Below are 12,639 nucleotides of genomic sequence, written 5' to 3' on the forward strand. Positions count from 1 at the left end.
AACTTTATGTATACCAAATTGTGGATCAACTTCTAAAAGCAAATGAACATGGTCTGGCATTACTTCCATCTCGATTAAATCGATGTGAAGCTCCTGACAAATATTATTAATCAACTCCTTTAATCGTTCATCAACACCATTGTTCAACACTTTTCTACGATATTTAGGACAAAATACTACATGATATTTACAAGAATATACTATATTATTATTTGATTTATATTTCATAAAAGTATTATATAACTATTAAAAATATAATACAATAAAAAACAATGAATTTCATCTTCTTTGAAAATTTTAGGATTGTATAAACCTTTTGGAAATTCCGGTTTCAAATCTTTAACAAAATTATAATAAAGTGGTCCTGCTAAGATAACTGTTGGCACTGCAATGATAAAGCCATAAATCAAAGTAGTCCCTAAGTCTGCATTAAAAATAACTGCAATCGCTGTTGGTCCTGGGTGAGGTGGTAAAAATCCATGTGCCACAGATAAAGAAGCTGCCATCGGAATACCAACTTCTAAAAGATTAACCTTTGCTTCCGCTGCAATCGTAAATACTAATGGAATTAAAAGTACAAAGCCGATTTCATAAAAAAGTGCAATACCTACAACAAAACCTGTTAAGCAAACAGCCCAACGAACATTTTTACCCCGAACATAGAAATCAATGTAGTGGCTATTCTTTGTGCTCCCCCACTATCAGCCATCAATTTACCAAGCATAGCCCCAAAACTTACGACTATTGCCAGACCTCCTAATGTACCGCCTAGCCCCTTAGTTATAGATGGTACGATAGCATCTACTGGTAAACCTAAAGCAAAGCCCATAAAAATTGCTACAAAAATTAAAGATAAAAAACTATTTAATTTACACTTTACAATAAGTATAAATAAAATAATAATCCCCACAGCCAATATAGCTAATGGCATAATCAAAACCCTCTCTCTTTATATATTTTTATTATTTATACATTTTATTTTGATACGTAGTTATGCGTGCAAAATCAGGTTGTAACTTTTCATATAAACTGCTATAGATATCAAAAAGTTCTTCATAGACTTCTTTATTTTCTACTTGTGGTTTATATACTTTCTTCGGTTTAATTAAATTTGCAGTATCTGAGATATCTTTCATCTCACCACTAGCTATGAAACCTAAAACGGCTGCCCCAAAAGCTGCTCCCTCACTATTTTGAGGTAAAGTTATATGTTCGCCAAAGATATCAGCCATAATTTGTAACCATAATGGTGATTTTGTAAAACTACCACTGACGCGAATATCTTTTACCTGACCAAAATCTTTTAAAGCACTTAGTACACAATTTAAACTAAAACATATACCTTCCATGCCAGCTCTAATCATATGAGAACGACTGTGATTTAAAGATAAGCCAAAAAACATTCCACGAAGCTCAGAATTCCAATATGGTGCACGTTCACCTGTAAAAAATGGCAACAACAATAATCCTTCTGCTCCAGCTGGAATTTTAGAAGCTTTAAGCGTCATTAAATCATATGGGTCAATATCAATATCTTCTAAACGATGATTGCTATAATGGCAAACTTTATCTCGAAGCCATCTCATGATGATGCCACCATTATTTATAGCACCACCTGCAACCCACATGTCATCAGTCAAGTTATAACACCATGTACGTCCCAAACTATCCACCTTTGGTGTTTTTGTAAGCATTCTAATTGCTCCGCTTGTACCGATTGTCGCACTTAACTGACCATCTTCAATAGCACCAATTCCCACATTTACCAATACACCATCAGTAGCACCAATAACTACAGGTAAATTTTCTAGTAAATTCAATCTTTGCGCTGCACTATCTGTCAATTTACTCTGATAAGTTGTAGATACAACAGGTGGTAATTGTTCTCTTGTTATTCCCGCATAATTTAAAATTTCTTCGTCCCAATCCATTTTATGCGCATTATATAAACCACTTGCAGAAGCTGAAGACTTATCAACTACCCACTCACCTGTCATTTTTTCAAAAATATAATCTTTTAAAGAATAGATATATCTCATTTTGGCAAATACATCAGGATAATTTTTTCTCACCCATAAAATTTTCAAAAATGGATAACAAGAATGAGTTGGACAACATGTTCTTTCATAAAAACCTTTTACTAAGGCTTCATCTTTTTTTAATTCATTAACAATACCTACGGAACGACTATCTGCCCAAGTTATCATATTGCTCAATAATTCACGATTTTCATTAGCCGGTGCAAAGCTATGCATAACAGTACTAATAGCTATACCAGATACATTTTTACCTTTATAAATTAAAGTATTAGCTACTTCACGTACAACTTTTTCAATTGCTTTATATATAATCTCAGGATTTTGCTCAGCCCAATCTGGATATGGTGTTTCTAACGGATAAAATTCATCTGCACTACATAAACTCAATCCATCTTTTTGATAAGCAATCGCTCTAACTCCTGTAGTACCTACATCTACCCCAATCCAAATACAACTTCTTGTATTACTAAAATCCAACATTAAAACCGCCCTTTCCCTAAACCATTATAAATAAACTGAAAAATCATTAATTTATGTAATTTCTTTATTTACTAACACAAGCAAATTATAACAAATAAAGCTTTATTATGCAATATATTTTTCATTTTATTTTTTATTTTTGATATTTTTATATCATTTTTATCAATCTTATTCTATACTATCACTATATTTTGTTGTTATAATTACATTAAGAAAGATTTTGAGGTGAATATCATGGAGACAAATACATCTATCTTAACATTAATGCGTAGCAATTATAATAATATGACAAAATCAGAAAAACGCATCATAGATTATATCCTTGCCAATTTAAAAACTGTCATGAGTCAAACTATCTCCGATTTAGCCAGCAATACTCAAAGTTCGGAAATTACTATTTCTCGTTTTTGTAAAAAATTAGGTTTTAGCGGTCTACAAAGTTTAAAAATAGCCTTAGCTAGTGAAGTATATAGCCAAGATGAATTAGTATCTCAAGAAATAAATCCCAATGATTCCTATAAATTAATTGCTGAAAAACTTTTTTCTTCCATCACCGATGGACTGCAAGACACTTTAAAATTAATTGATTTTGAACAATTAGAAAAAGCTGTTCAGTTAATAAAAAATGCTCATCAAATCTGTGTATATGGCTTTGGTAATTCTTTTACAGTTTGCCAAGATATCGAAACACGTTTTATGCGTTTTGGCATTCCTATAAAAGCCTATAATGATTTGCATATGCAAGTTACAGCGTCTTCTCTACTCACAGAAAAAGATTTAATCATCTGTGTATCTCATACAGGAGCCAACATTGACCTTCTACAAGCTATAGAATTAGCTCACAATAATAATGTTCCTATAATTGCCATAACAAGTTATATGAACTCTCCACTTTGTAAATTAGCTGATGTTGTATTGCATGGTATGGGTCGCGAAATCGCCTATAAATCTGAAGCTGTTGCTTCACGATTAATACACATGGCCATAGTAGATATTCTATATATGGGTGTATATCAAAAAAATGTTACAAAAAACTTCACTAATATCAAAAAAATGCGTAATGCTATAGCTAAACGCAGATTGTAATGTACATTTGCTTACACTTTTTTCTAAAAAATTTTATAAAATATGTAAAATAATAAAAAAACTACTTGCTAAATACCTAATTTGCTATATAATGTTGAATATTGATTTAGATTTTATATTATTTTAGAGGTATTTTATGAAAAAATATATTATCCAGTATGCAATGATCGTCATTGGTGCTCTTATTTCTGCCATATCATGTAATTTGTTCTTAATTCCTAATCATTTTCTCTCTGGCGGACTTACAGGGATTGCCATTATTCTCCACTATTTATTTGATTTACCTATCGGTATTCAAAATATCATCTTCAACATTCCAATTTTATATATTGCCTATCATTTTTTTGGAAGACTATATTTTTTCAACACAATATTAGGTACAGGTCTATACTCATTCTTCATTGATTTAACATCATTCTTAACACCATATACTCCACTACATAATAATCCTATGTTGTCAGCTATCGTTGCTGGTGTAGTTTCTGGTATTGGCTTTGGTCTTATCTTACGTGCAAATGCTAATACTGGTGGTGCCGATGTAATTGCAGCTTTAATCAAGAAACTTTATTCTTATAATATCGGTACAATGATTTTTGCTTTAAATTGTATCATCGTACTTTGTGGTCTTTGTCTATTCAATTTTGAAGTAGCTATTTACACTTTAATCTACATGTACATCATGGGTGAAGTTGATAACCGCATTGTTACTGGTTTCAATAAACGAAAATCCATCATGATTATTTCCGATAAGTCTGAACAAATTGCAGGACTTATCATGCTTGAATTAGGACGTGGTGTTACCTTAATCAATGGTGAAGGTGGCTATACACATACTAAAAAGAAAATACTTTATATCGTAGTAAATCTTACGCAATTAAGTAAAATTAAAGAGATAGCTTTAAATATAGATAAAAAAGCCTTCTTTATTATCTCTAATGCTTCTGAAGTAAATGGTAAAGGCTTCTCTTACCATTAAATAATAAATAATGACAAAATAAAAAGGATAAGAATTGATTTATTTCAACTCTTATCCTTTTATTTATATTCACTCTTATGCTTAAAAAGAAATTATCCTTTTATCCTTGGAAATAAAAATATGCAAATACAATTAGACCTAAAATTATACGATACCAGCCAAATGCTTTAAAGTCATTTGTTCTTACATAACGAAGTAAGAATTTAATAGAAATAATAGAAACTATAAAAGCTACTACCATACCCACTAATAATAGAATAACTTCTTCAAAAGTATAATTAAAACCGAATTTAAATAGTTTTAATGCACTAGCACCAAACATAACAGGAATAGCTAAAAAGAATGTGTATTCTGTAGCTACCACACGAGAAGTTCCAAATAAAATACCACCTAAAATAGTGGAACCAGAACGAGATGTACCTGGCACTAAAGACAATACCTGAAAGAAACCTATTATCAATGCTGTTTTATAATCTAAATAGTCAATATCTTTGATGCTTGGTGTTCTATGTTTATTATAATTTTCAACTATAATAAATAATACCCCATATAAAATCAAAGTGAATGCTACTACTTGTGCATTCATAAAATGCTCTTCCATATAATCATTAAAAGCTAAACCAATTACAGCAGCAGGAATACAGCCAACGATTACTTTTCCCCATAAAGAAATGGTTTGTCTTTTTTTCAAATATGTTTTTCTTTTTGAAAATGGATTTAGTCTATCAAAATTTAAAGCAACTACAGCTAAAATTGCACCTAGCTGAATAACTACTAAGAACATATCCATAAATGCTTTACTTACATTTAAAGACATAAACTCATCAACTAAAATCATATGACCTGTACTACTTACAGGTAACCATTCTGTTAGACCTTCAACAATCCCTAAAACAATAGCTTTTATAATCTCTAGGGTAAACATAAATTATAAAATCCCTCCTATTTGTTTATTATTTTTCCAATATAAAATTTAAAACTGAATTTAAGCTGAAACAATCAATAAAAAAATTTGTCCTAATTCGCAAAAGAGGTCTCTTTTAGTAGAGACCTCTTTTATATTTTTATTTGATTATCAGCCTTTACCTTTTACGATATCAATTGCATCGAAAAGTTTACTTACAGATTTTTTCTGATAAATACGAGAAATTACTTCACCTATAGGTGGAGCCATAGATACAGAAACAATTTTGCTAGAATGTTTTTCTTCAGGTAATGGAATAGTATTTGTAATAATTAACTCTTCCATTGGAGAATCTTCAATACGCTGAACTGCTGGATCACTTAAGATACCATGAGTACAACAAGCATAAACGGATTTTGCACCATGTTTAACAAGTGCTTTAGCACCTTCACATAAAGAACCTGCTGTATCTACGATATCATCAATGATAACGCAATTCTTATCTTTTACTTCACCAATTAAATTCATAACTTTAGCGCAACCTGGCATTGGACGGCGTTTTTCAATAATAGCAATAGGTGCTTTTAAACGGTCTGCTAAAGCACGAGCGCGTGTTACACCACCAAGGTCAGGAGAAACAACTACTACATCTTCAAGATTTTTAGCTTGGATATAAGCCGCAAGAAGTGGAGCTGCTGCAAGATGGTCTACTGGAATATCAAAGAAACCTTGGATTTGACCTGCATGTAAATCAACAGTGATTACACGGTCAATACCAGCTGTAGTCATAAGATTAGCTACTAATTTTGCAGAAATTGGTTCGCGACCACGAGTTTTACGGTCTTGACGAGAATAAGCATAATATGGTACAACCGCATTAATGCTCTGTGCAGATGCACGACGGCAAGCATCAGCCATAACGAGTAATTCCATAAGATTGTCATTTACTGGTTGGCTAGTTGGCTGAATAATAAATACATCCTTACCACGAATACTTTCACTAATCATTACTTGAGTTTCACCATTATTGAAGTGACCTACAAAAGCATGACATAATTCCACACCGATATACTGTGCTACTTCTTCTGCTAATTTTGGATTTGCATTACCAGTGAGAATACATAATTTTGAGGTATCGAAGTTCATTTTACTCCTCCTGAAATCTGTTAAAAATATAATAAATAATAATAATATATATAGAAATGTAGTTATGCTACATTGCTACCAAAATAAAATATAAATTAAACTATTATACTAACTAAATTTCTTAGTTATTTTCTTTTGTCTTTCCAGCCTTCAATATTTTTCTGTCTTTCACGTGCGATTGCAAGTGCGTTTTCTGGAACTTCTTTAGTAATTGTAGAACCTGCACCTACATAAGCACCGTTATTTACTTTAACTGGAGCTACAAGATTTGAGTTGCAACCAATAAAGCAATCATCACCTATTATAGTACGGAATTTATTTTTTCCATCATAATTTACAGTGATTGTACCACAACCCATATTTACACCAGAGCCCATATCAGTATCTCCAATATAGCTCAAGTGAGGTAATTTAGAGCCTTCACCAATATTAGAATTTTTAACTTCTACGAAGTTACCAATTTTTACTTTATGTGCAAGTTTTGTATTTGGACGAATGTGTACATATGGTCCCATTTTTACATCATCTGCGATTTCACAGTCTTCAGTAAAACTAAACATAGCTTCTACATTATCGCCCATAACTGTATTTTTGAAATGTGAATTTGGTCCAAGTTTGCAACCTTGTCCAATTTTACTATTGCCTTCAATCCAAGTAGATGGATAGATTATAGTATCTTGTCCAATTTCAACGTCAACATCTACATAAGTGGTATCAGGATCCATCAAAGTTACTCCTTGAGCCATTAATTCTTTATTTTTGCGTTGACGAATGATTTTTTCAGCATTTGCCAATTGTTCACGAGAATTTATGCCCAATGTTTCTTCATAATTTTCAGCAATAGTAGCATTTATTTTCTGTTTTTCTCCACGTAAAATGGATAAAACATCTGGTAAATAATATTCGCCTTGAGCATTATTATTATTTACTTTTTTCAAGCTATTAAATAAAGCTTCAGCATCAAAACAGTATATACCTGTATTGATTTCATTGATTGCAAGTTCACGTTCACTAGCATCTTTTTGTTCTACGATTTTTTCTACAGAACCATCTACTAAACGAATTACACGTCCATAGCCAAATGGGTCTGGCATAAATGTTGTAAGTACAGAGGCTTTAGCTCCTGATTGTACATGTTCTTCATAGAATTTTTTTAATGTAGCACCTGTAACAAGTGGAGTATCGCCACATAAAACCATTATAGCAGTATTTTTATCTTTGATTAATGGTTCTGCCTGCATTACAGCATGACCTGTACCTAATTGTTCTTCTTGTAAAACGATTTCAGCTTTATCGCCTAAAACAGCTTGTACTTGTTCACGACCAAAGCCTACTACGACTATATTACGTGTGGAACCAGCACTTTTAGCAGCATCAAGTACATGTTCTACCATTGGCTTTCCACCTGCACAATGGAGTACTTTTGGTAATTTAGATTTCATGCGAGTGCCTTTACCTGCGGCTAAAATTATGGTAATTAATCCTTCTGATTTCACCTTAAAATTCACTTTCCTTTATTGTATATGTGATGTATTTCTATCTCATTTTATTTATAATTACAAAATAGAAACTTCTTGATGTTTTCATATCAAGCAAACCCCATGCATCCCATGGTTTATTATCTATAAAATTCATTTTGCTATTATCTTAGCAAAAAATCTTATACTGTATATCAAATAAAAACTTATCTAAGTTTATTATATCATATATAAATCATATCTAAAAAAAATCTTTAGCTTTTATTTTTTATTTTACATATTGCCATCTTTATCTTCCATACTAAGCAATAAAGTATGTTCAGAACGTTCCATGTGATATTCAGAAGCTTTTTGTGCAGCAACTGCATCACCTTGAGCAATAGTATCTACAATACGACGATGTTCTTCTAAAGTTTCTTCTAAACGACCAGGATAAGCCATGGATTTTGCACGGAAACTTGTCAATTGTTCGCGTAAATTATAAATAATACCTACTAAACGATTATTTCTGCTTGCTTGATATAAAATATCATGGAATTTTGTATCAGCTTCAACGATTTTTTCCATATTTTTTTCTTTTATAGCTTCACCAATAACAACTAATAATCTTTGTAAATGTTCAAGTTCTTCATCAGTGATACGTTCAGCAGCAAGTCCACTAGCTAAAGAATCTAGTGAAGTTCTAATTTCAAAAACTTCATTAATATCTTTAATGGATAAATTAGATACATATGTACCACGGCGAGGCATCATAATTACATAGCCTTCTAATTCCAATTTACGAATTGCCTCTCTAACAGGAGTACGACTAACACCTAGTTGTTCAGCTAAATGAATTTCCATTAAGCGTTCGCCTGGTTTTAAAATACCTTTTCTTATAGCATCACGCAAAGTTTCAAAAACTACTTCACGTAAAGGTTGATAACTATCTAACTTTATCGGTGTAAGTTTATTGCTCATGTTTATTCCTCCATTAAAAATTTTTTTCTGCTGTTTCTACAGCAAATACATCTGCATCAAAATCCAACTGTATTTTACTTACTATATCTTTTGCTTTTTGACTATCTTCTACAATGGCAAAGACTGTTGGACCACTGCCAGACATCATTGCAGCCATTGCTCCATAATCAGAAAGTTTTTGTTTTATTTTAGCTATCTCAGGATATTCTGGGATAGTTACATATTCTAAGACATTACCTAAAGCTTTACAAATACCTTGTAAATCTTTTTTTATTAAAGATTTGCGCATTGCTTTATTATCAGGATGAATTACACTATCTTGCACTTTATGATAATTTTTATATACCCATGCTGTAGATACATCTACTTTTGGTTTTACTAAAACAATATTTGTCTTTGGCATAGCTGAAATTTCTTGTAAAATTTCGCCTCTACCAGTCGCTAACATTGTTCCACCCATCAAGCAAAATGATATATCTGAACCTAATTGTTCTGCCATCTTACATAAAGCATTAATGCCTAAATTCATTTCAAATAATTCATTTAATCCTCTAAATACAGCAGCAGCATCTGTGCTACCACCAGCTAATCCAGCAGCTACAGGTATTCTTTTGATTAAATTAATTTCTACACCACTGTTTATCTTATATGTATCTAAAAATAATTTTGCTGCTTTATAAATTAAATTATCTTCTGGCTTTGCTACACCTTTGACATCACCATGAAGTATAATGCCTTCTTCTGCATCAAGTTTAGTAAAAGTCAATGTATCAAATAAATTAATAGATTGCATAACCATACTAACTTCATGATAACCATCTGTTCTTTTGCCTAAAATATCCAAAGTAAGATTTATTTTCGCATTTGCATTTATTGTTACCATCTTATTCATCCTATCAATATCTTGTACTTAAAATACATTACTCATTCTTAAAAGATTTTATCATCCTATCAATAAAAAGTCTACTATCTCATATATTATTGTTAATTCTATCAATTCAAAAATCTTTTTTCCACTTGTACACGAATGTACTAAAAGTACAAAAGGCAAATATTTACCTTCATAAATACTTGCCCTTACTTATTTTACAAATTTATCAATCGCTTCTTTTAATTTATCAATTGCCTCTTGGTCATTTTTCTTTACCGCTTCTACTAAACAATGTTCTATATGGTCTTGCAAAATTATCTTAGAGACATTTTTTATCGCTGAATTAACAGCTGATAATTGGATTAATACATCACTACAATCTCTATTTTGTTCCACCATACGTTTTACTGCACTTAAATGACCAATAGCTCTTGATAAGCGATTTAATACAGCTTTTGTCTGCGTATGTGTATGTGTATGTCCATGATGAGCATGTACCGTTCCGTCTTCATGAACATGCCAAGCTGAATTTATTTCCTTATCATTATCATTTATTTCCATTTAGCAAAAACCTCACTTTTTTTCTTGAGCATTCTTTGCCAAAAAAATCTCTTTTTGTAATTCGTTAAATTGTTCCATAGACATTACTACAATGTTTTTACCACTACTGCGCTGTACAATCAATGTTTCTTTTTCATCAACAACTTTATCAGCATAAATAGTAAATTCATTTAGTAAATCAGAAGATGATATTGCCATCATATATATCACATCCTTTCCGACTAAAATAATAAAATACAACACAATTTATATTAACAAGAAGAAATTCCCAATCTAGGGTGCTTCACAGGTTTTAAACTGCGTTTGCGAATAATCATTAAAGCCTCACTCATGGAAATATCTTCTCGTGAAGAATTTTCTTCAAAAACACAAATAGGATTTTTCACACCTATCTCTGAAGCTGGCATATATACATATTCTAAATTGACATTATCTCCATAGATAACACCATCACATAAATTAGCTTCAATCAAAGTTCTCATAAAAACCTCTTTACTCTAAAACATATTCTTTCGCCACAATACTGTCGCACAGATACCAGCTAAAAGCACAGCTAAAATACAAATATCCAAAAATGCCAATGGATTTTCTGACATAGGCACTTCCACATTCATACCAAAAAAGCTAGAGATTACAGTCGGTATAGCTAAAATAATTGTCATAGCAGCCAAAAAACGCATTACTAAGTTCAAGTTATTCGACATTATCGAAGAAAAGGTATCAGCAAGCCTAGCCAAAATTGTACTATACATCTCAACCATTTCACGAGCCTGTTTATTTTCAATAATTACATCTTCTAGTAAATCTTCATCTTCTTCATATAACTTTATAATATTTTGTAAACTGTGATTAGAGCGCAAGCGCATGAGTTTTTCAAGCACTGCACCATTAGAACGCAAAGAAGCATTAAAATAAGTAAGTGCTTTTTGTAATTCCAATAAACGTAAAATCTCTCTATTTTCAGTGGACTCACGCAATCTAGCTTCAATTTCATCAGAAAGTTTATCTATTTGACGAAGATATTTCAAATAATATGTAACAGATTTGTACAAAATTTGAAATAAAAAGCGTGTTTTCTTGAAGGTGCGAAAAGAACGATATGTTCTTTCATTAAAATCTGAAATCACAGGCGTATCTTCTAAGCATACAGTGATAATATAATCTGGAGTCAAGATAATCGCTAATGGCAAAGTATCATAAGATTCAAATGTTCTCATCACTGGCACATTAGTCAAAATCATAATCGAATTATCTTCTATATCTGTATGTGAACGTTCCTCATTATCTAGTGCTGAACGCAAAAAATCTGGTTCTACTTGAGTTAAATTACCTACTACTTTCAATTCATAAGGAGTAGGCGCAACTATATTTATCCATGCTCCTTTTTCTAATGATTTTAATGTCAATTCCTTTAAAGGACCTGTTTCCATGGATTTATAGATTTTCAACATTGCGATAGATTTCTCCCTTCTCTAAAAAACCTACCACAATTTATTATTTAACTAAAAATTTTGTAATATCTTTGATAAATAATCGGGTAGGTATCCTCTATATTTATTTTCTTGATAATTTAACTTGTTACTCTCCGGATACTCGTCCATAATTATTCACCAACCTTTATAATTTAAGATATTGCATAATTAAGTATAATTCATATGATATAACTTATCAAGCATATCAATAACTATAGTTTTTCCTCTCACTTAACTTTTTAAATTAATAGTTGACAACTATAAAAAAAACTTGCTATACTTATATAGCAACTAATGGAGAGGTGTCCGAGTGGTTTAAGGAGCTGGTCTTGAAAACCAGTGATTCCGAAAGGGACCGTGGGTTCGAATCCCACCCTCTCCGCCATTAAATTAAATGATACAGGGAAATATTTCAAAGTGTTTCAAAGTCTTGATAAATCTAGTATTTAAAGGCTTTTTAGTAGTTTGAAGTATTTCCTTTTTTTATTGCTTTTAAAAAGTTTGCCCCTTTTTTGCCCCTTTTAAAAACTAAGGGCTTGTAATTTATTTTTAACTTCATTATTCATAGCATCAGTAACATGAGTATAAATACTCAATGTTGTATTAGGGTCATTATGTCCTACACGTTGCATAATAGCTTTTAATGGTATATTATACTCTGCTAAT

The 12,639-nt window shown here is 31.4% G+C and carries 13 protein-coding genes, 1 tRNA gene and 1 pseudogene; 3 read left to right on the forward strand and 12 right to left on the reverse strand.

Going from position 1 to position 12,639, the window contains the following annotated elements:
* From tnpA to F553_RS0110550, 3 genes and pseudogenes are all read right to left on the reverse strand, one after another.
* Nucleotides 1-228: IS200/IS605 family transposase (tnpA, locus tag F553_RS12415; protein ID WP_019000071.1), on the reverse strand; the 228-nt coding region annotated here is incomplete at its 3' end.
* Between the two features lie 38 nt (nt 229-266).
* Nucleotides 267-931: pseudogene (locus F553_RS12140) on the reverse strand (gluconate:H+ symporter); the annotation flags it as partial.
* A gap of 31 nt (nt 932-962) precedes the next feature.
* Nucleotides 963-2,519, reverse strand: coding sequence for a gluconokinase (locus F553_RS0110550; protein ID WP_019000074.1), 1,557 nt, complete (start codon nt 2,517-2,519; stop codon nt 963-965).
* Between the two features lie 234 nt (nt 2,520-2,753).
* Here F553_RS0110550 and F553_RS0110555 point away from each other — a divergent pair, with 234 nt between their 5' ends.
* Both F553_RS0110555 and F553_RS0110560 read left to right on the forward strand, forming a co-directional pair.
* Entirely contained in the window at nt 2,754-3,605 is an 852-nt protein-coding gene (locus tag F553_RS0110555) for a MurR/RpiR family transcriptional regulator (protein ID WP_015561873.1), read from the forward strand.
* A 136-nt stretch (nt 3,606-3,741) separates the two neighbouring features.
* Nucleotides 3,742-4,581, forward strand: a complete 840-nt coding sequence (locus tag F553_RS0110560; RefSeq protein WP_015561874.1) for a YitT family protein — start codon at nt 3,742-3,744, stop codon at nt 4,579-4,581.
* A 100-nt stretch (nt 4,582-4,681) separates the two neighbouring features.
* Here the strand turns inward: F553_RS0110560 and F553_RS0110565 are convergent, their stop codons facing one another.
* The 9 genes from F553_RS0110565 to F553_RS0110605 form a co-directional block, all read right to left on the reverse strand.
* Nucleotides 4,682-5,506, reverse strand: a complete 825-nt coding sequence (locus tag F553_RS0110565) for an undecaprenyl-diphosphate phosphatase (protein ID WP_019000075.1) — start codon at nt 5,504-5,506, stop codon at nt 4,682-4,684.
* Nucleotides 5,507-5,656: 150 nt separating this feature from the next.
* Nucleotides 5,657-6,631 carry a ribose-phosphate diphosphokinase gene (locus F553_RS0110570; RefSeq protein ID WP_019000076.1) on the reverse strand — a complete coding sequence of 325 codons (975 nt, stop codon included), beginning with the start codon at nt 6,629-6,631 and terminating at the stop codon, nt 5,657-5,659.
* 125 nt (nt 6,632-6,756) lie between these two features.
* Nucleotides 6,757-8,127 (reverse strand): bifunctional UDP-N-acetylglucosamine diphosphorylase/glucosamine-1-phosphate N-acetyltransferase GlmU, encoded by a 1,371-nt coding sequence (gene glmU, locus F553_RS0110575; RefSeq protein ID WP_019000077.1) that lies wholly within the window; start codon nt 8,125-8,127, stop codon nt 6,757-6,759.
* 255 nt (nt 8,128-8,382) lie between these two features.
* Nucleotides 8,383-9,069, reverse strand: coding sequence for a GntR family transcriptional regulator (locus tag F553_RS0110580; RefSeq protein WP_008539373.1), 687 nt, complete (start codon nt 9,067-9,069; stop codon nt 8,383-8,385).
* Nucleotides 9,070-9,082: 13 nt separating this feature from the next.
* Nucleotides 9,083-9,952: a 4-(cytidine 5'-diphospho)-2-C-methyl-D-erythritol kinase gene (gene ispE, locus F553_RS0110585; RefSeq protein ID WP_008539372.1), complete on the reverse strand. Its 870-nt coding sequence runs from the start codon at nt 9,950-9,952 to the stop codon at nt 9,083-9,085.
* A 198-nt stretch (nt 9,953-10,150) separates the two neighbouring features.
* A complete protein-coding gene (locus F553_RS0110590) occupies nt 10,151-10,501 on the reverse strand; it encodes a metal-sensing transcriptional repressor (protein WP_019000078.1) in 351 nt (116 codons plus the stop codon).
* 12 nt (nt 10,502-10,513) lie between these two features.
* Nucleotides 10,514-10,702, reverse strand: a complete 189-nt coding sequence (locus F553_RS0110595; RefSeq protein WP_008539369.1) for a type II toxin-antitoxin system prevent-host-death family antitoxin — start codon at nt 10,700-10,702, stop codon at nt 10,514-10,516.
* 50 nt (nt 10,703-10,752) lie between these two features.
* A complete protein-coding gene (locus F553_RS0110600; protein ID WP_019000079.1) occupies nt 10,753-10,983 on the reverse strand; it encodes a hypothetical protein in 231 nt (76 codons plus the stop codon).
* A 15-nt stretch (nt 10,984-10,998) separates the two neighbouring features.
* Nucleotides 10,999-11,952 (reverse strand): magnesium transporter CorA family protein, encoded by a 954-nt coding sequence (locus F553_RS0110605; RefSeq protein WP_008539365.1) that lies wholly within the window; start codon nt 11,950-11,952, stop codon nt 10,999-11,001.
* Nucleotides 11,953-12,269: 317 nt separating this feature from the next.
* Here F553_RS0110605 and F553_RS0110610 point away from each other — a divergent pair.
* Nucleotides 12,270-12,358, forward strand: a tRNA-Ser gene (locus F553_RS0110610).
* Nucleotides 12,359-12,639 lie beyond the last annotated feature (281 nt).

The sequence above is a fragment of the Megamonas rupellensis DSM 19944 genome (genome assembly GCF_000378365.1).
Taxonomy (GTDB): domain Bacteria; phylum Bacillota; class Negativicutes; order Selenomonadales; family Selenomonadaceae; genus Megamonas; species Megamonas funiformis.

Excerpts from the sequence above, each read along its gene's own strand:
- F553_RS0110550 (WP_019000074.1), bottom strand. The coding sequence starts at position 2,519 with ATGTTGGATTTTAGTAATACAAGAAGTTGTATTTGGATTGGGGTAGAT.
- F553_RS0110555 (WP_015561873.1), top strand. The coding sequence starts at position 2,754 with ATGGAGACAAATACATCTATCTTAACATTAATGCGTAGCAATTATAAT.
- F553_RS0110560 (WP_015561874.1), top strand. The coding sequence starts at position 3,742 with ATGAAAAAATATATTATCCAGTATGCAATGATCGTCATTGGTGCTCTT.
- F553_RS0110565 (WP_019000075.1), bottom strand. The coding sequence starts at position 5,506 with ATGTTTACCCTAGAGATTATAAAAGCTATTGTTTTAGGGATTGTTGAA.
- F553_RS0110570 (WP_019000076.1), bottom strand. The coding sequence starts at position 6,631 with ATGAACTTCGATACCTCAAAATTATGTATTCTCACTGGTAATGCAAAT.
- F553_RS0110580 (WP_008539373.1), bottom strand. The coding sequence starts at position 9,069 with ATGAGCAATAAACTTACACCGATAAAGTTAGATAGTTATCAACCTTTA.
- ispE (WP_008539372.1), bottom strand. The coding sequence starts at position 9,952 with ATGGTAACAATAAATGCAAATGCGAAAATAAATCTTACTTTGGATATT.
- F553_RS0110590 (WP_019000078.1), bottom strand. The coding sequence starts at position 10,501 with ATGGAAATAAATGATAATGATAAGGAAATAAATTCAGCTTGGCATGTT.
- F553_RS0110595 (WP_008539369.1), bottom strand. The coding sequence starts at position 10,702 with ATGATGGCAATATCATCTTCTGATTTACTAAATGAATTTACTATTTAT.
- F553_RS0110600 (WP_019000079.1), bottom strand. The coding sequence starts at position 10,983 with ATGAGAACTTTGATTGAAGCTAATTTATGTGATGGTGTTATCTATGGA.
- F553_RS0110605 (WP_008539365.1), bottom strand. The coding sequence starts at position 11,952 with ATGTTGAAAATCTATAAATCCATGGAAACAGGTCCTTTAAAGGAATTG.